The sequence below is a fragment of the Nocardia callitridis genome (genome assembly GCF_039543305.1).
GTDB lineage: Bacteria > Actinomycetota > Actinomycetes > Mycobacteriales > Mycobacteriaceae > Nocardia > Nocardia callitridis.
This window is the reverse complement of record NZ_BAABJM010000002.1, coordinates 296,188-314,492: the sequence shown is the minus strand read 5'-3', so window position 1 is coordinate 314,492 and position 18,305 is coordinate 296,188. Positions and strand designations below refer to the sequence as shown.

The following is an 18,305-nucleotide window of genomic DNA, read 5'->3' as shown; positions in this document are numbered from 1 at the left end:
GCGGCCCCACCACTCGCGGTTGACAACCGCGTCTGTTGTTATCCGCGAAGGGGAGTGAAATCCCTACTCGCGACGTATTCCGGCCTCCGTGCCGGTGCCGCGTACGGCTCGACCAAGGTGTTCTCCACGCTGTTGAACACCAGGAAGATGTTCGACCTCGCGAACGGCGTGATGTTGTTCGCCGAAGCGTGCATCACATTCGAGTCGAACAACAGCGCCGCACCGGCCTCGCCGGTGAACTGGGTGATCCCGTACCTATGCGCCAAGGTCGTGATATCCCCGTTGGACGGCACACCGATTTCCTGCTCCTGCAACGACTCTCGATAATGGTCGGCAGGCGTGCTGCCGAGACACGGCACAAAGGTGCGCTGCGATCCCGGCATCACCATCAGGCTGCCATTGACGGCGAAATTATCGGTCAGCGCGATCGACAAACTCACCGCTCTCGGCGCCGGCATGCCGTCCTCGGCATGCCAGGTCTCGAAATCCGAGTGCCAATAGAAACCGGCACCCCGGAAACCGGGCATGTAGTTCACCCGGCTCTGGTGGATGTATACCTCGGAGCCGAGCACCTCCCGTGCCAGCCCGACGATGCGTTCCTCGCGAACGAGTTCGGCGATCATCGGGCTGATCTTGTGCACCTCGAAGATCGAGCGCACCCGGTTGGACGCCTTCTCGACGATGAATCGATCGTCCGCACGCAACGCGGAATCGCCTGCGAGACGGTCGATTTCACCGCTGAACTCAGAGACCTCATCGGGTCTGAGCAGCCCATCGAGGACGGAGAACCCGTCGGCCTCGAAGGTCGACAACTCCTTGCTTCGAATCTGCCCCCACGCCGTGGGATCAGCGCGATCCACATGCGGTGCGGGCCGGTCTAGGCGAGTCGGATAGCGGTCGGTCTGACCGCGTGCGGGAAGAGTGTCAGTGTGCTGCCAAACCATTACTCTCCTTACTATCCCCCGTTCGGGGAGGCGACCAACGGGTAGACGCCGTTTTCGTCGTGGACCTCCTGCCCGGTCACCGGGGGGTTGAATACGCACAACATCCGCATCTTGGTGCGGGTATCCACCCGGTGGCGCTCGTGCCCGTTGAGCAGGTACATCGAGCCGGGACCCAGCTCGTAGGTGACGTCGTTGTCCAGATCAGTAAGCGTACCCTCACCCTCGACCAACCACACGGCTTCCACATGGTTCTGATAGTGGAAGGTGTGACTCGTTCCCGGCTGAATCGTGGTCTCGTGGAACGAGAATCCGACACCGTCGCCGCCGAGGATGATGCGCTTGCTGCGCCAATCCTCCGCACCGACATCGCGACTGGTACCGGTGATCTCATCGGTGGTACGAACGATCATGCGACAACTCCGATCCCGCCGCAGACCGAGTCCACGGCGTTGGTGAGGATGTGCAGGCCCTGGTCCAGTTCCTGCTCGGTAATGGTCAACGGCGGCAACAACTTTACGACCTCATCGGTCGAGCCGGAGGTTTCCAGCAACATCCGGTGTTCGAAGGCCGCCTGGCACACCTTGCTCGCCTGCGAGGGGTCGTCGAACGCGATGCCCTGCACCAGACCACGCCCGCGCACGGAAACGCCAGTGAAGTGGCCCGCGACCTCGGACAGCGCCCGCTCGATCTTCTGCCCCTTGATCAACGTCGACTTCTGCAGCTCGTCGTCGGACCAGTAGTGGCGCAACGCGGCGGTCGCGGTGATGAACGCGGGGTTGTTGCCGCGGAAGGTGCCGTTGTGCTCGCCGGGCGACCACACATCGAGCTCCGGCTTGAGCAGCACCAGCGCCATTGGCATGCCGTAGCCGCTGATCGACTTCGACAGCGTCACGATGTCGGGCTTGATGTCGGCGATCTCGAAGGAGAAGAACGGGCCGGTACGGCCGCAGCCCATCTGCACGTCGTCGACGATCAGCAGGATCTCGCGCGCCTTGCACACCTCGGCGAGCTGGCGCAGCCATTCCACCCGCGCGACATTGACGCCACCCTCGCCCTGCACCGTCTCCACGATCACCGCGGCGGGGCGGTCGAAGCCCGACGAGGTGTCGTCGAGAACCTTCTCCATCCACTGGAAGTCGGTCGTGGTGCCGTCGAAGTACCCGTCGTAGGGCATGTGCGCGGCGTGCACCAGCGGGACACCCGCACCAGCGCGCTTCATCGAGTTACCCGTCACCGACAGTGCGCCGAGCGTCATGCCGTGGAAGGCGTTGGTGAAGCTGACGATCGTCTCGCGGCCGGTGACCTTACGGGCCAGCTTGAGCGCGGCCTCGACGGCGTTGGCGCCCGTCGGGCCGGGGAACTGCACCTTGTAGTCGAGTCCGCGCGGCTTGAACACCGTGTCGCGCAGGGTTTCCAGCAGCTCACGCTTGGCCGGGGTCGACATGTCGAGGCCGTGCGTGACGCCGTCGTTCGCGATGTACTCGAGCAGCGGCTTCTTCAGCACATCGTTGTTGTGGCCGTAGTTGAGGGCGCCCGCGCCCGCGAAGAAGTCGAGGTAGTCCTTGCCGTCCTCGTCGTGCAGCCAGCTGCCCTTCGCGGTCGCGAAGAGGGCGGGCCATGAGCGGCAGTAACCGCGAACTTCCGACTCGAGACTTTCGAAAATGGTGGGTTCCGGTGTGATCATCGGTTCTCCTCGGTGGTGCTGTCGGTCGGTGTGATTCGGTAGAGGTCCTCGGATTCGTGGCTGTCGGGAAAGACGCCCGCATCGAACAAGGCACTCTTGGTGATCCGGGCCCCTCGGCTCCGTGCCACCGCGGTGAACAACGCGATCGATCCGGCGTTGTCCGGTGAAATAGTTGTCTCCAGTACCGAGACCCCTTGGGCGGCAACGCTGTTGAGCAGCGTATGCAGCAGCTGGGCGCCGGTGCCCTTGCCGCGCTGCGCACTGTCGACCGCCACCTGCCAGACGAATACGGTGTCCGGCGCCTGCGGCCGGACGAATCCGATGACGTATCCCACGACCTCGCCGTCGACTTCGGCGACGACGGAGGTGTTGGCGAAGTCCCGACACCACAACAGGTAGGCGTAGCTCGGGTTGACGTCGAGTACGGCCGAGTCCTTCGCGATGCGCCACAGGTGCGCGCCGTCGCTGATGCGTGGCGTGCGCAGGACCGTCTCAGGACCGTTCTCGGTCGAACCGTCGGTATCGGTCCGACTCAGCGCCGCAGCGGCGTTCTCGACGCGGGTTCTTTCGAACTCCGCAGGGGACGTGATTGGCGATGACATACAACTCCCTGGTCGGGTCTGTAGTACTTATCCAGGCTTACGAAGCCACTTTGAGGTAGCCCGGTCGACTTCTTTACGGTTGTGTTACGACTGTGTGGCATCCAGTCTCGGCAAACAGATGGTGAATCGTGCGCCACCTCCTGGGCGCTGCGTACATTCGACTCGGCCACGATGCGTGGCCACGGTCTCGGCCACCAGAGCAAGGCCCAAGCCCGTCCCGGTGACCGAACGTCGTCCGGTGCGTGCTGTCGCGAAGCGCTCGAAGATGCGCGCACGGTCGGCCTCCGGCACGCCAGGCCCCGCGTCGTCGACGGTGATCGACACTTCGTCACCGACGAGTTCCGCGGTCACCGCGACGACACCGCCGCCGTACCGGTCCGCGTTCTGCAACAAGTTCGCCACGGCACGCTCCAACTCCAATTTCCGGCCGCGCACGAGTACATCGCGCGGCACGCTCAGCAGTTCCGGCGGCTGCCTCCGATCAGCCATGGTGTGGGTCAGTAGGTCGCGCACCGACAGCGGTTCGGCGTCGCCGTGGTGCATGCCCGCCTCCACTCGGGCCAGTGCGAGCAGGTCGTCGAGCAACAAGCGCAGGTGGTCCACCTCGTCGCTGACCAGGGCCACCGCCCTGCGCGACCGCTCGGGTAGGTCGTCGCGGTGCCGGTTGAGCACCTCGACGCTGGCGGTCAGCGTGGTCAGCGGCGTGCGCAACTCATGGCTCACGTCGCCGAACAATCGATGCTCGCGTTCGATGCGCCGTTGCAACGAATCGACCATTGTATTGAACGACTCGACCGTGATCGCGAGATCCAAGTCCTTGGTCGCCGACAGTCGCAAGTCCAGTTCACCGGAGGCAATCCGCGCCGCGGTGCCCGCGACCTGGTGCAACGGCGTGAGCACTCGCCTGCTGGCCCACCAGCCGATCACCGCGCCGATCACCGTGACCACCACCGCGCAACAGATCAGCACATTGCGCAACAGGGTCAGATCGGCGTTCAGATCTCCGCTGGGCGCACTGCCCGCATGCGAACGCTGTGCCTCCAGGTAGCTGCGACTGATGGTGAACACCGAGATGACCAGCACCACCGACATGAGCGCGCTGATCGCGGCGAAAGCCGCCGACACTCGGCCGCGCAGGCTCCACCGTTGCGGATCTATCGACCGCTCAGCGCTGCACATCGAGTCGGTAGCCGAGCCCGCGCACCGTCACGACGACGCGCGGATCCGACGGATCGCGTTCGATCTTGGTGCGCAGCCTGCGCATATGGACATCGACGATGCGTTCGTCCCCGAAGAAGCCTCGGTCCCACACCCGCTCGAGCAGCACCGAACGGCTCAATACCCGTCCTGGAGTCTCGGCGAGTTCGCACAGCAGGCGGAATTCGGTCAGTGTCAGCCGGATCTCCTCCTCTCCACGGCGGACGACCCCGCCTTCCTGCGCGAGCACCAGTGGGGCCTGCTCGTCGGCTTCCAGTACCACCTCCTGCGGTTCTTCCCGCTCGGTCGACAGCCGTGCCCTTCTGCGCACGGCGCGCATCCTGGCGGTGATCTCCTTGATCTCGAACGGCTTCGTCACGAAATCGTCCGCGCCAGCCTCTAGCGCGGCGACCACGTCATGAGTATCGTCACGGGCACTGACCACAATGATCGGCACATCGTGCTCGCGGCGGATTTCCCGGATGCAGTCGAAGCCATCCATGCCGCCGAGCATGAGGTCGACAATCATCACATCGGGTACGCCGTTGCTGCGCAGGTGGGTGAGCGCGTCCTCGGCCTCCTGGGCTTCGGCGACGTCGTAGCCCTCGTCCTCCATGGCCAGGCGCAGCGCGCCACGGACACGGTCGTCGTCTTCCACGATCATCAGGTTCGCGCTCAAGACCTCATCCCTTACAGATACGCGGAAACTCCACGACGCGGGCAATCACCTCCGAACTTTCGAAACGCTCCGATACTACGAACGCTCGAACCCGGACGCGATGTTCCGCTGTTGACGAGCAACCAGCCGCTTAGGTGGGTACCCGTATACCCGTACGGTAAACGCCGGACGCGCTCATGGCTAAGTCGCCGGGCCGACCGACCGACGGTCTCGACCCGACTTCGATGCGCCACGACGCCGCGCGCCTTCCGCTTGCGAAACGGTTGCTCGCCGGGTGCGGAAGCGGCGCGGCGACCGCATCGAACCGGCTGTTGGAGAGGTGCTTCGACGACCGAGCGCGGTGCGGCCGACAGCGTGCGATCCGGCGGTCGACCGAGCGCGATCACCCACGAATCAGACGCCGAGACCGCGCCCTCCGGAGACGACGCGCGCGTGACGGAGTTCACGCTCATAGCCGCCGTCGACCACCCGCGCGTGACGGCGACCACGCTGTGGTGCGCTCAGTCCTGCTCCATGCGCACGGGCTCCAATCGGTTGAAGTTGCTCGGCCTGCCGTCGGCACGGTCCTCTTGGTAGAGAAACCGCAGCTGATGCGCGTCGAAGGTGGCAAACCACTCGTCCCAGCCCACGCGGCGCAAGCCCGCGCCGCCGTAGCCGGGAAAATCGAAACGCAGCATCTCCAGTCGTCCGTTGTATTCGCTGCCCGGCATGGTCGCCGGGGCGGCGCCGCGCTTCTGCGCCCACTGTCGGATGACGTCGTGACTTGTGGTGGCCGAAATTCCCTCGGCGTGCGTCGGCACCCTGGGTTCACCCGGTCCGAACCGCGGAATCCGGGTGCCTACTGGTCGCACATCTTTCATGACGAGCTCCTCGAGCCATAGGCAGCATATGTCCGGCTTGAACTCCACGTACCCCAGCCGAAAGACGCGCAAACTGACCACCCGAATTCCGGCACCGCCCGGTTGACCTGCGGCAGTGCATCGGGGACGGTCCCGCGAACCGGCGCTCAGTCGCGCAACGCCTGCACACGGAGTGAATGCAGGGTCCGGGACAAGATTCGTGACACGTGCATCTGGGAAACGCCGAGCCGTTCGGCGATCTGTGTCTGAGTCAGTGATTCGAAGAAGCGCATGATCAAGACTTCCCGTTCCCGGTCGGGTAGCTCCTCGATCAGCGGACGGATCGCGAGATAATCCTCCACCAGGTGATAGGAGGACTCCTCGGCGCCGAGGCTTTCCGAGAGCGGAAGCGAGGTGTTGTCGGAGTCCTCGCCCGCGACCGCGTCGATGGAGGTGGACTGGTAGGCATTGCCCGCGATCAGCGCCTGGGTCACCTCGACGAGGTCGATGTCGAGTTCCGCGGCGATCTCGCGCGCCTTCGGCATCCGGTCCAGGCGCTGGGATAGGTCCTCGACGGTGGCGCCGATACTCAGCTGGATCTCCTTGACCCGTCGCGGCACCCGCACCGCCCAGGTGTTGTCGCGGAAGTGACGACGCACCTCGCCCATGATGGTCGGGACGGCGAAGGACAGGAACGACGGCCCTCTGGTCACATCGAACCGGTCGACGGCTTGCACCAGCCCCAGTCGCGCGACCTGGAGCAGATCGTCGAAGTTCTCGCCGCGTCCGGAGAACTTGCGCGCTATGTGCTCGGCCAAGGGCAAACAGCGAGCGATCAGCTCCGCACGCAGGGTCTCCCGACGTGGGTCGCCGTGCTCCAGCGGAGCGATCTTCTCGAACAGCGGCTCGATGTTGTCGTAGCTGTCGCCGCCGCGCGAGCGGCCCTCACCCGCCATCCGCGTCACCCCGAACCCAACTGAAGTCGACGACGGTCGGATATCCGTCGGCCATCGCGTCGTAGGGGTCCTGCGTGGCGGTGATCGATTCGGTCAGCGTGCGCACGATGTGCCAGCCGAAGCCCACCTGGCCCACCGCGGATTGGGTGCCCGCCACCGAGGCGACGTGCACGAACATGCGGTCGGTGTCGTAGGTGAACTGGCAGTCCAGTTCGGAACTCGGCACCGCGTCCAGAATGAGAGCGGTCGCCACCTCGTCCAAGGCCAGCCGGATATCGGTCACCTCGTCCAGCGCGAAGTCCGCGATCAGCGCGACGGTTTCGGCGAGTGCGCGCAGCATGGTCAGCTGCTCCAATTGGGCAGGCACTCGCACGCCTATCGTCGTTGTCTCGGTAGAGGATTGCGAAGCCCACTCCCCCATGCCATCACCACCTTGTTCTCGCCGCCGACGCCGGAAAGCCGTCAGGGTACCGTCTCGAATGCTGCCGATCCGTGCGAAACCCCGGAGCCGTGGTGGTCGTTCCTGACGGTTCCGGGGTGGGTTCGTCCACGCGTCGACAGCAGGGTGCCGTGCGTGCGCCGAGGCCACGCCGACAGCGTGGCCTCGCTCACTGTGGTCTCATCCGACCAGAGCGGCACTCATCGACGGGTAATGCCGGAAGAGCTGACGCACCCCGGTGAGTTCGAGTGCGCGTTCGACGGCGGGTCGACCCGAGACCAGCCGAACGTCGGGTCCGCCGACGCTGACCCGCTCCCGCAGGCCACCCAGCCACGCCGCGGCGCGGATGCTGAGAAAGCCCGCGGCGCGCAAGTCGATCACGACGGCGCGGCAAGCCGAGGACAGTGCGCGTTCGACCGCGCTGAAGAATTCACCGAAGGCGGCGGCGTCGAGTTCACCCTCGACGCGGACTACCAGGAACTCCTCGCGCCGATCGACGCGCTGGGACCACGTTCGGCTCTCGCGAGCGAAGCCGGGTTCGGCCCCGGTGGCGAGTACGCCGTCGGCGGTGACCGGTAGGACAGACATGGCAGACATCACAGAACCTCCCGTGTTGGGGATTTCCGGTCCTCGGCGACAGTGCCGGTAGAGCGCACCGCTTCGGTATCGGCGTTACGTTCGCCGACCGGCACCGCATATGTGGAAATCGTGCGTCCGTGCGTTGGAACCGGGGTGGTTGGCTCCAGCCTCAACCTTCTTCAGTGTGGCACGGCCGGACGATTTTCGACATAGGTTTTCGCAGGTCAACCGAGATGAGCGGGCCAAGGCGCCCTGGGGGCGGCCGACGTGCGAGGTGGGCGGGCGGCAGCGAGGCAAGCGTGTGAACGCCAACGCCGGAACGGGCGGGATGATCGATTCCGAAGATCTACCGAGCGAAAGCTACATGAATAATGTTGTCCTCCACAGTGTTACGACAGCGATACATCAGTAGCACCGAACCTCGTTGTACTGTAGCGACTTTCGGCTCTGCGATGGGACACGATGCCGCGCGCGTGGAACGTCACGTGATGTCGGTACCGGCTGGGCTCGATCCGCTAGCTCTCGGTTGGCGGCAAGGCGAGGATCGCCTCGACCGTCTGCTCGACGGTGAGATCCGAGGTATCGAGCCAGTGCCCGATCCTCGGGGTGGTCTCCCACAACACCGTGTCGAGGTCCGCGACGGTGAACTCGCCGTAGGCGACCTTCTCGCGACCATGCTCCCGCGCCGCGACCACCTCCTGACGCGGCGCGAGCACCACGACGTACAGCGGCCGCGCGACGATCAGCTCCGTGAGCACGGCGAGAAACTCACCGAGCACCACGTCTTGCAGGATTGTCGTGAAGCCCGCTTCGGCGTAGGCGTCGGCGACCGCGGCCGCGGCGCGATAGCGCAAGAGCAGCTGCTCCAGCGCGGCGTCCGAAGGTTGCGCGGACATCTCGGCGCGACCGTTCACGACGAACCGACGCATGGTGTCGCCGCGCACATGCGTCGACCGCGGCAGTCGGCGCGCCAATGCCTCGGCAACGGTCGACTTTCCGGCTGCCTGTATCCCGGTGATCAGGTAGATCGGCGCCTTCGTCATTGCCCCATTCGCAGCGACAGGTAGCTCGGTGCGTTCTTGTCGAGCACGATGGTCTGTCCTCGGATCGAACGCTTTCTGCTCGGCGAGAGGAAGTGACGCGGAAAGCTGCTGCGGCTCACCGCGACTCGGAGCCGGTCGCCCGCGCGCAGCAGTGCTTCGGTCGGGTTGATCTCGATATCGATGTCGAACCGCTCCCCCGGCACCACCGCCACCGCCGAGTCGGCGGTGAGCGTGTGCATCGCGAAGACCAATTCGCCGTCGGCGTACTCGCTGGCTTGTTCGTCGATCGCGCGCATGCTCGACAGTAGCGCGCCTCGGGTGATCGGCACCGACGCGCCGTCGGGTTCCACCACGCAGACGGTGACCGACCAGAAGGCGTCGGTGCCCTCGGATTCGGCGAGTAGGTGCAGATTCATCGCGCCTGAAAGGGTGGTGTCCTCGGTGAACGGCGCGCTGGTGAAGGTGAGCGCACCCGCCTCGGCCCTGCGATCGTCGCTGCCGAAACTGGGGCCGAGCAGCACACCGGCACCCATCGTGATCACGCCGGTGTTGTTCGAAGCCGGTCGAATCCCGGTGCGCGGTAGACGGAGCTCGGCTTCGGCGCCGGTGGGCTCGAGCACCAGGCTCGCGTCGCCACCGGCGTGTGCCGCGGTGCCGCTTGCGGTCGGATCGAGGTAGAAGCGCCGCACCGACGCGTTCGGGTCGGGAAAACTGCTGTGCTGTAACCATTTTCCGTCGCCCTGGCGGCGCACGGTGATCGGCCCGTAGCCGTCGATGCCGTTGTCGATGCCCTTGACCCAGCGGTCGAACCAGGCGGTCTGCAACTCGTCGATCGCCTGGGGGTTTCCCGGTGTGCCGAAGCCGGCGCCCGCGGTGAGGTGATAGCCGTCGTCGACAACTACCTGCTTTGCCCCGTCGGACAACGGGATTCGGTCGAACATCCGAAAGTTCGAGCGGTTGTACACGTCGTGCCACCCACCGTGGATCCAGGTCGGTGCGGTGATATCCGCCAGCCGAGCCACCTTGCTCGCCCACATCTCGTTCAGGTACGAGTCGGGATGTTCGTGGCCGAGTCCGATCGTGAGTGCCCGGCCGACCCAGCTCAGCGGGTCGGCGATGCGGTCGCGCAGCAGGCGTGCTCCGGTACCCGAACGCAGCACCCCTGGCAGGGCCGGGAACCACTTGTTCACATTGACGCTGAGCAGCCACAGCAGCATCATCGGCGTCGGCACACCGCCGGTGAGGCCGAGTTCGCGCATCGGATCCTCGCCCGCTTCGATCGCGAACACCGCGCGCAAGCCGTCGGGCCGGTGCCCCGCGGCGATCATCGCGGCGATCGCGCCGTAGGAGACACCGGTGACCGCGATATCGCCGTTGCACCAGGGTTGTTCGCGCACCCAGGCGAGCGTTTCCCCGTAATCCTGTTGCTCGCGCGGGGAGAAGAAGTCCCAGGAACCGGTCGAGCTGCCCGTGCCGCGCACGTCGACCATCAGCCCGACATACCCGCGCCGCACCGCGGTCCGATTGATCGCGAATGGCTCCAACAATCCACCCGCCGGGGCGGCGAGCACGTCGCGTGCGGTCATGTGCCGGCGATCGGAGGGGCGCACTCGGCTCGCGAGCTTGCGCAGGGCGTCGTTGTGCCGCATGCCGCGCCGGTTGAACATCATGTTGTAGGCGGTGAAGTTGACGATCGCCGGCAGCGGTTCGTCGGTGGGCCCCGCCGCGTCACCGGGACGCACGATGTCCGCGGCCAAGGTGGCGCCGTCCGACATCGGAACGGGAACAGTGTTCGCGCCGAACAACTTCGGGTACCGCACCGGACCGATATCGAAGTGGTGGTCATGCGCGATGGGCACCGCGGTGCTGGCCGACTCGGCCATGGGTGGTCCTCTCGGATTCAGTGCGCGGCTGTCGGAACCTGCTGATCCAGGTATCGATTCGCCGCCCAGTTCATCCCTCGCATCGCGAGATTGTATGCCGGAGGGAAGTATCGCTGCACCCAATATCCGATTCGGATATCCGAGGAGGTGTAGACCATGTACCGATCGCGCTCGACCCCGCGCACGATCGAGCGCGCGGCCTGCTCGGGGGTGACGGCACGGCGTTCGAATACCGAAACAGCCCGGCGCACCTGCGGATTGTCGCGGTCGACGCCGGCGATATCCACGGTGGCGACCAGCGGCGTCGCCATCGCGCCCGGACACACCAAACTCACGCCGATGCCGTGGCGGCGCAGGTCGAATCGCAAGACCTCCGACACGCCCCGTAATCCGAATTTGCTCGCGCTGTAGGCCGCGTGCCACGGCAGGCCGAACAACCCCGCCGCCGAGGAGACGTTCACCAGGTGCCCGCCGCGCCCCTGAGCGATCATCGGCGGCACGAACTCCTCGATCACGTGGATCGGCCCCATCAGGTCGATGTCGATCGTGCGCCGCCACTGTTCGTGCGAGAGCCGGTCGACGGTGCCCCACGTGGAGATGCCCGCGACGTTCATGACCACGTCTACGCTGGCGATCTTCTCGTGCACGCGACGAGCCAGCGCTACCACCTGGTCGTGGTCGCTGACGTCGGCGACGGCCGCGAGGATCACCTTCGCACCCCGCGCGCGGACCGCGGCCTCGGTTTCGCGCAATCCCGCTTCCGCGATGTCGGTCAAGATCAGGGCGCCGCCCTTGTCGGCGACGGCGAACGCGGTGCTGCGCCCCAGCCCGCTTGCCGCGCCGGTGATCAGGCAATTCTTGCCACCCAACTTGGTCATAGTGCGACCATACGCCATCTACGAACACTGTTGTCTATGGACTGGGTCTCGGTCGCGTATCGCGTGTGACGACCGAGACACGGCATCCTTGCGCTCTTCGAATTCGGCCGCCCCCCGATCTCCCCGGACACGGGGAGTGCGCGTGCCTCGCCGACCTTCGCACAGTCGATTCGGGGACTGGCGGCGCCTGGCGAATGCGGTGGGGACACCGAGAACCGGTGACGGTATCGGCGGCCAGTCGCGGCCTGCGACGTTCTCTTGTCCGGACACGGCAGTGGCGCCTTGCTCGAGGGCGAGGCGCCACTGTTCTCGACCATCGTCAGCCATTGCTGACAAATGGTGTCAGTTCCATTCCCGTGGGCGGAACTCGATCGAAACCGCCCGCACCACAGAACCTTTCGATCAGGATCAACTACTCAGAGGCAATACCTCGGCTGGGTGCCGAACAGTGACTGGATGAAGAACTGGATCGGATCGACCTTCCCGACGCAGGAGGGCGGGATCTGCGCCGACCCCGTCGACGCCACGGCGGTATTCGTCGCTGCACCGGACGCACCGGCCGATGCCAGCTGGATCGGCGCCAACAGTGCGGCCGCGACCGCTCCCGCAACCAGGGTTCTACGCATGGAATTCCTTCTCTCGGATCTCGCCCCCGACGAGAACGTTAGCCCGCTGACCAGGTACGGCGTAGCCATCACTTTCGGGGTGTTGCCGACCGGACCGGGCAAGCGGTCGATGACATCCCCACGGGAATACCGCGGTGCCACAACTCAGTTCACCCGAACGCGGACACCGACCGAAGGTGGCATCGGTGCGGCCCACGCTCCGCGCCGGGCTCGCTGCCATGAACTCAGCGCACCCGACACCGCACCATACGTGGCCACCCGCGCTACTAAGGCCGGAGGAACTCAGCCGGGCTCAGCGGTGATGTGCAGAGTGGTCCAGCCGCCGAGGTGGATCCGGTCGCCGCTGTGCAAGGCGAACGGCACCGCCGCCGGTAGCAAGTCGTCACCCTCGTTGAGGCTGGTGCCATTGGTGGACCCGAGGTCGGTGATGCTGAGCCCTTCCTCGGTCGCGCGCAGCGTCGCGTGTGTGCGGGAAACACCGATATCGGCGGGGGCCAGTCCGAGATCGATCTCCGGCGTGATGCCCTGGGAGACACTGCGTTTCCCGATCAAGGACGCCCCCGCACGCAGGACGATGCGACGGTGTGGATAGAAGGCGGGAAACTCGACACGGTCGGCGTCCGGGCCTTTGCGCGCACGGACTCGATCGAAGAATGCGCGGTCGGCGGTGATCGTCACGACCCACACCGGGCCCACTTCCGCTGCCGCCGTGGCGGACCCGTGCGGTCCCGACGCTTCGGCGTCGCCGAGATCGGCGCCGACACTGTTGCGGCCCAACACTTCCCCGCGCACCGACTCCTTCGAGCCTGCGGCCGCACTCGAAGTTTCCGCACGCTGTGCGGCACCGGAGGTCACCGAGACCGGGCCAACAGCCGCGTCCTTCCCGGACGCCACCGCGGCCGCCTCGCCCGGAACCGGCGGATCTTCGGCTACCCGAGCGCTGTTCGTGCCAGCGGCCGTCTCGGCCGCTTCGGCCGTCGCCGAATTCGGTATCGGCGCAGGCCGCGAACTATCGCCGGTGCCCGCCATCCTGGACGCCGCCGCACTCGTCGTGTCGAGACCGGAACCCGAATCGGGCCCGCCCGCCGCCGAGCGCGACAGCGCGGAAACCGGAGCCACCGGCCCCACCACCTCTACCGGCAACACCTCGCCATCCCCCGTCCCGGCGGTCTCGATCGGTGCCGGAAGCGCCGAATCATGGCCGCACGCTTCACAGAACCGGCCGCTGCGCTCGGCACCGCAGTAAACGCACTTCGGCGTCGGCCCGGAAGCCTCCGCAGCCGCCACCGGATCTACGGCACCGATCGGCGCACCACACACGTCGCAGTAATCGGCGGCGAGCGACGAGTGTCCGTCGGGACAGCTGACCATCAATCCTCCTGGCGCACCCTGGCCGTCTTCGTCGACCGCGCGTCCAATGCCATCTCGTCGGCCGCCGCGACACCGGAACGCAGACGAACCGTGCCGTGCTGTTCGTCCACCTCGACCACACCGCGCAGCAGCTTGGCCGTGCCGTCGTTACCGGATTCGGCGGCCAACTGCACGGCGCGGCGCAATTTCGCCGTCGCGGTCTCGATATCGCCGCTCTTACGGGCGGCCAACCCCTCCTGCACCACCTCCGCCAGCTCGGCTTGCCCCGTGTAATGCGCCACCCGCCTGCTGATTCGGGTCGAAAGCTCCGTGTCGGTGGTCCACACCGCCTTCACCAGCCCCTGGCCGAGAACCTGATCTCCCGCGAGCACGCTGACGCGCGCCGCGAGCTTCTCCCGACCCGCCGCCGCGGGTTCCACGCGCACCTCGACGTGGTAGTCGCGATCCTCGACACCCCACGCCCCCAACGGGTAATCCCCCACCTGCGCACTGGACTCCACCCTGCGCGCGGTGAGGTCCTCGATGGCGGGCGCCACCTGCTTGACGAAGCGCACCGTCGCGCCGACCGGTGTCCACACCCGCAGCGTCAGTTCCGGAATCGACCTGGCCATGGATGCGTGCAACAGGGCCGTGAAGTCGGCGGCCAGTTCCGCGGGGTCGGCGACGATGTCGACGGTGCCGTGCAGCGCCGTCGCGATCCTGCGCAATTCGTCTACCCGCCAATCGGTTCCGACACCACGGCAGTCACAGGTGAACACACCCTCGGATTTCTCGATCTCCTCGCCGAGCGCATCCGCGTGCTCGTGCTCGTTCTTGCCGTCGGTGAGCAGAATCGCGTGCGCCATCGCGCCGGGATGCTTCTGCGCCAGCTGCCGCGCCTGCCCGAGCCAGCTACCCATCGACGTACCGCCGTTGGCGCGCAGCCGGTCCACCGCACGACGGGCGGCGGCCCGCGAATCCGCGTTCGCGGGCAGCGAGGGAACATCGGTCGGGAATACCAGTCGCGCCATCGCCGTGCCTTCGACGATGGCGAATCGCGTCCCCTCCGGCATCGCGTCGATCGCGGCCGTCGTCGCCCGCAATGCGCCAGCGAACTTGTTCTTCGACTTCATCGAACCCGAGCAATCGATGATGAGAATCTCGAGTCGCTCTTGTGCAGGGGCCGCGACCATCAGGTCGTTGTCGGTCTGCACGGTGACGATCGCGTCGACGGTGTCCGCACCGTCGGAGAGAAACTCGTTCTGGTCGATGGTGACCGAAATACCTTCGGCTGCTGAGCTACTCATCATGACACTCCTGGCTGCGGCGACCACGGGATGGGAACGAGCGCCACCGTGATGTTGTCGTTTCCGCCGCAGCGCAGCGCGAATTCCACCAGCTCGCGCGCGGCCGAAGACGGTGGCGACCCCAGCGCCACCTCGGCGAGGCCGTCGGAATCGGGTAGGTAATTCCACAGGCCGTCACTGCACAGCAGCAGCGCGCCGGGACCGGTCACTTCCACGGTCCGCACGCAGGTGTCCGACCACGGCACCTCGGGGCTGTCGGCGCCGAGCCACCGCAGTAGGGTGTGCGCCTTCGGGTCGCGCATCGCCGCCTGCTCGTCCATCGCGCCCGCGTCGACCAGCGCCTGCGCCCACGAGTCGTCGGAGGTCAGTCGCTGCGAGGGTGGATTGCGCGCCCAGTCGGTGTCCGGCCGCACCGGGGCGCGCAGCCAATACGCCCTGCTGTCACCGACATTCGCCACGGTGATCCTGGTCGACTCGGGGCCGGGCTCCACGAACGCCGAGACGAACGTGCACGAGGGCGCGTGACCGTGCGTGCCGCCGATGTCGCGCACAGCCTGCGCCGCTGCCGCGAGGCCCGCCATCGCCACCTGCTGCGGAGGTAAGGAGCGCGCGAGGGCGTCCCTGGCCGCCGCCAGCCCGACACGTGTTCCCGCACCGGAGGCCGCTTGTGGATCTTCCGAGGTCGAGACACCGTCGCAGACGGTCACCAGCACCGCCAGCGGCAGATGCGGCGTCATGCCGTCGATCACCGCGGCGGCGACGGAATCCTCGTTGTGCGCGTGTGAGATCCCCCGGTCGGTGACGACGGCGACGGCACCGAGATCGGCGTCGAATCGGTCGGGAACACCGCGCAGCTGTCCGCAGTCGAGGCAGTACCTGTCCGCGTCGTAGCGCACCCCACCGCATCCCGCACACGCGGACGGCGCGGCGTCCGCGACGGTGTTCGCGGGCGGCAATGCCACACTGCGGCCACCCAATTCGCGTCCGCACGCTTCACAGAACCGGTCACCCGGTCGCGCGTCGGCGGCGCAGCCGGGGCACCGGAACGCGACGACGAGGTTCGGGGTGGTGATATCCGCGGCGTCTGCGGTCATGCCTTCGGTTCCTTCGCTCATAGGGTGGTCCTCGGTCGAACCATATTTGCCTGCCGGACCAGGTCGAACCGCTCCCACGTATCGTCGGTCTCCCTGGCCAGGTCGCGGTAGGAGTGTTCAAGCCCTGCCCGCACGCCGTCCTCGTCGAAATGCTCACCGAGCAGCGAATCCCGCTGCGCGGGCGCGTTTCCCGCGCGCAGCCAGGCCAACGCGGCCGTCAGCACCCGCAGCCGAGCCTGCGCGGCCCTGCCCTTGGTGACCAGGGTCAGGCGGCGCACTCGGTCGCCCGCGTCGCGCAGGATCGACTCGCTCAACTCGCCGGGTGCGCGGCCGTCGAGCATGACCTCGACGGCCGTGCTGGCGGCATCGATGTGGCGCGCCGAGTCGGGATCGACCTGATCGAGCACCCGCACCGCGCGCGTGCGGTCGCCCGCCTGTCTGAGGATCCGTGCGGATCCGAACGCGGCGGCGAGATAGGACCGGTCGGTGCGCCACACCGTGTCGTAGTGTCGCGCCGCCGACACCGACGGCTGATCCGCCTGCGCCGACGAGAGTTCGCGCGCGGCGGCCAGCGCGAGCTTCGGTGCGGCCTCGCCAGGCAGGGCGGCATACACGGCATCGAATTCTGTTGCGGCCGAATCGGGTTCACCGGCAAGCAGGGCCGCTTGACCGCGGTACCAGGCTAGTCGCCACTCTTCGGGATAGACTGCCGCGAAGTCGGTGAGCCGACGGCGCGCCTCACCGACATCGTCGTGCTCGAGCGCGGCGCGGATCAACCGCAGCGCCACCTCGACGGATTCGCCGTCGGCGGTGGCCACCGACCGCATCCCCGCCGCCAACGCGCGCTCCAGTTCCTCGACGCTGCCACCCACCACGGCGGCCAACAGCGGGGCGGCGCTGTCGCCGGGGTCCACCAGGGGAACAGGAAGCGCCGCGACGATATCCAGCCCACGAACCGGACTGTCGACACCGAACACGCCGCGCGGCGGACCGAAGTAGCTCGACATGCCAGGACGGGGCACCGCGTCATCGGTGCTCAGCACCTCACGCAGCACGCCGGTGAGCTGGTCGGCCAGCTCCTCCATCGAGGAGAAGCGGGCTCCGGGGTCCCCGGCCGTGGCGCGCAACAGCAGCCGGTGCAACGAATCGTATTGCGCGAACAACGGTTCGGTCCGCGCGCTCGGCAGCGCGCCGAAATGGCCGCCCTGCTGCGGCAGGTCGATCAGCAACACCGCCAACGTTCGCCCGACGGTGTAGATATCGGTGGCGACCGTGGGCCCGGTCTTGGCGATCTCGGGCGCCTGATAACCGATCGTGCCGTAGATCGGACTGTCCCGATCGTCCATGGCGATCACGGCACCCAGGTCGATGAGCTTGAGTTGCTCATCGGTTTGCATCACGTTGTCCGGCTTGAAATCGCAGTAGGCGAGACCGAGCGAATGCAGGTAACCCAGTGCGGGCAGCATCTCGAGCACGTAGGCGATGGCGCGCGCGGGGGGTAGAACGATCGCGCCGGTCTCGCGATGGGTACGCAGGATCTGCTTGAGCGAGGTGCCGCCGACGTACTCCATCACGATGTAGCCGACCGGCACGCCGTCGGCGCCGGTGTGCTCCACGAAATTGTGGATCTTCACGATGCTGGGGTGCTCGACCTCGGCGAGGAAACGCCGCTCGGCGACCGCCGACACCATCGCGTCGGCATCACCGGAATTGAGCAGGCCCTTGAGCACCACCCATCGATCGCTCACATTGCGGTCGGTCGCCAGGTAGATCCAGCCGAGCCCACCATGCGCCAGGCAGCCTTCCACCCGGTATTGACCGCCGACCAGATCGCCGGCGGCCAACTTCGGGGTGAAGGAGAACCGGGTGCCGCAGTTGGCGCAGAAACCCTCGGTCCTGCCCGGTTTGCCGTCGCGCCCCCTGCCGACCGGCTTCTCGCACTTTCCGCACACGCGGTGGCGTTCGGCGACCTGCGGGTCGGCGAGCACCGCGCGGCGGGGATTGATGCGCGCGACCCTCGGCACCTCGACCATGCCCGCGCCGAGCCGTCCTCGACGGCTGGATCTCGTCGACGCCGATCGTCCCGTGCGCACGGACCGGTCGCTGACGGTGCGCGCACTGCTCGCCGCGGCGGCGCTCGTCACCACCTCGACGCTCGCCACCTCCACGCTCGGCGGTGCGATCCCGCAGGCGTCGCAGTAACCG

General features: G+C 66.8%; 19 protein-coding genes. 1 reads left to right on the top strand and 18 read right to left on the bottom strand.

Annotation, left to right across the window (positions count from 1 at the left end):
• Positions 1–38: 38 nt before the first annotated feature.
• The 18 genes from thpD to ABEA50_RS10160 form a co-directional block, all read right to left on the bottom strand.
• Positions 39–944: an ectoine hydroxylase gene (thpD, locus tag ABEA50_RS10245; protein WP_345495017.1), complete on the bottom strand. Its 906-nt coding sequence runs from the start codon at positions 942–944 to the stop codon at positions 39–41.
• An 11-nt stretch (positions 945–955) separates the two neighbouring features.
• On the bottom strand, positions 956–1,354 hold the full coding sequence (locus ABEA50_RS10240; RefSeq protein ID WP_345495016.1) for an ectoine synthase: 399 nt from the start codon (positions 1,352–1,354) through the stop codon (positions 956–958).
• Positions 1,351–2,628 (bottom strand): diaminobutyrate--2-oxoglutarate transaminase, encoded by a 1,278-nt coding sequence (ectB, locus tag ABEA50_RS10235; protein WP_345495015.1) that lies wholly within the window; start codon positions 2,626–2,628, stop codon positions 1,351–1,353. Before ectB ends, ABEA50_RS10240 begins: the two co-directional genes overlap by 4 nt.
• Entirely contained in the window at positions 2,625–3,230 is a 606-nt protein-coding gene (ectA, locus tag ABEA50_RS10230) for a diaminobutyrate acetyltransferase (protein WP_345495014.1), read from the bottom strand. Before ectA ends, ectB begins: the two co-directional genes overlap by 4 nt.
• Before the next feature lie 84 nt (positions 3,231–3,314).
• Entirely contained in the window at positions 3,315–4,355 is a 1,041-nt protein-coding gene (locus ABEA50_RS10225) for a sensor histidine kinase (RefSeq protein ID WP_345495013.1), read from the bottom strand.
• A gap of 40 nt (positions 4,356–4,395) precedes the next feature.
• Positions 4,396–5,106: a response regulator transcription factor gene (locus tag ABEA50_RS10220; protein WP_345495012.1), complete on the bottom strand. Its 711-nt coding sequence runs from the start codon at positions 5,104–5,106 to the stop codon at positions 4,396–4,398.
• Positions 5,107–5,606: 500 nt separating this feature from the next.
• On the bottom strand, positions 5,607–5,966 hold the full coding sequence (locus tag ABEA50_RS10215) for a hypothetical protein (RefSeq protein ID WP_345495011.1): 360 nt from the start codon (positions 5,964–5,966) through the stop codon (positions 5,607–5,609).
• Positions 5,967–6,112: 146 nt separating this feature from the next.
• Positions 6,113–6,901 carry a SigB/SigF/SigG family RNA polymerase sigma factor gene (locus ABEA50_RS10210; protein WP_345495010.1) on the bottom strand — a complete coding sequence of 263 codons (789 nt, stop codon included), beginning with the start codon at positions 6,899–6,901 and terminating at the stop codon, positions 6,113–6,115.
• On the bottom strand, positions 6,891–7,268 hold the full coding sequence (locus ABEA50_RS10205) for an anti-sigma factor (RefSeq protein ID WP_345495009.1): 378 nt from the start codon (positions 7,266–7,268) through the stop codon (positions 6,891–6,893). The genes ABEA50_RS10210 and ABEA50_RS10205 overlap by 11 nt, the downstream gene beginning before the upstream one ends.
• A 252-nt stretch (positions 7,269–7,520) precedes the next feature.
• Positions 7,521–7,937: an STAS domain-containing protein gene (locus tag ABEA50_RS10200; RefSeq protein WP_345495008.1), complete on the bottom strand. Its 417-nt coding sequence runs from the start codon at positions 7,935–7,937 to the stop codon at positions 7,521–7,523.
• Positions 7,938–8,434: 497 nt separating this feature from the next.
• On the bottom strand, positions 8,435–8,962 hold the full coding sequence (locus ABEA50_RS10195; protein ID WP_345495007.1) for an AAA family ATPase: 528 nt from the start codon (positions 8,960–8,962) through the stop codon (positions 8,435–8,437).
• Positions 8,959–10,845, bottom strand: coding sequence for a CocE/NonD family hydrolase (locus tag ABEA50_RS10190; RefSeq protein ID WP_345495006.1), 1,887 nt, complete (start codon positions 10,843–10,845; stop codon positions 8,959–8,961). Before ABEA50_RS10190 ends, ABEA50_RS10195 begins: the two co-directional genes overlap by 4 nt.
• Before the next feature lie 17 nt (positions 10,846–10,862).
• A complete protein-coding gene (locus tag ABEA50_RS10185; RefSeq protein ID WP_345495005.1) occupies positions 10,863–11,723 on the bottom strand; it encodes an SDR family oxidoreductase in 861 nt (286 codons plus the stop codon).
• 416 nt (positions 11,724–12,139) lie between these two features.
• The gene (locus tag ABEA50_RS10180; RefSeq protein WP_345495004.1) at positions 12,140–12,349 is read right to left on the bottom strand and encodes a hypothetical protein; all 210 of its coding nucleotides are present in this window, start codon (positions 12,347–12,349) and stop codon (positions 12,140–12,142) included.
• A gap of 282 nt (positions 12,350–12,631) precedes the next feature.
• Entirely contained in the window at positions 12,632–13,720 is a 1,089-nt protein-coding gene (locus tag ABEA50_RS10175; protein WP_345495003.1) for an FHA domain-containing protein, read from the bottom strand.
• The gene (locus ABEA50_RS10170; RefSeq protein ID WP_345495002.1) at positions 13,720–15,006 is read right to left on the bottom strand and encodes a vWA domain-containing protein; all 1,287 of its coding nucleotides are present in this window, start codon (positions 15,004–15,006) and stop codon (positions 13,720–13,722) included. Before ABEA50_RS10170 ends, ABEA50_RS10175 begins: the two co-directional genes overlap by 1 nt.
• A complete protein-coding gene (locus ABEA50_RS10165; protein WP_345495001.1) occupies positions 15,006–16,121 on the bottom strand; it encodes a PP2C family serine/threonine-protein phosphatase in 1,116 nt (371 codons plus the stop codon). Before ABEA50_RS10165 ends, ABEA50_RS10170 begins: the two co-directional genes overlap by 1 nt.
• Positions 16,118–18,133, bottom strand: a complete 2,016-nt coding sequence (locus ABEA50_RS10160; protein WP_425577584.1) for a serine/threonine-protein kinase — start codon at positions 18,131–18,133, stop codon at positions 16,118–16,120. The genes ABEA50_RS10165 and ABEA50_RS10160 overlap by 4 nt, the downstream gene beginning before the upstream one ends.
• Here ABEA50_RS10160 and ABEA50_RS10155 point away from each other — a divergent pair.
• Entirely contained in the window at positions 18,105–18,302 is a 198-nt protein-coding gene (locus ABEA50_RS10155; RefSeq protein ID WP_345496629.1) for a hypothetical protein, read from the top strand. The two genes, ABEA50_RS10160 and ABEA50_RS10155, sit on opposite strands and share 29 nt — an antisense overlap.
• The last annotated feature ends 3 nt before the right edge of the window (positions 18,303–18,305 follow it).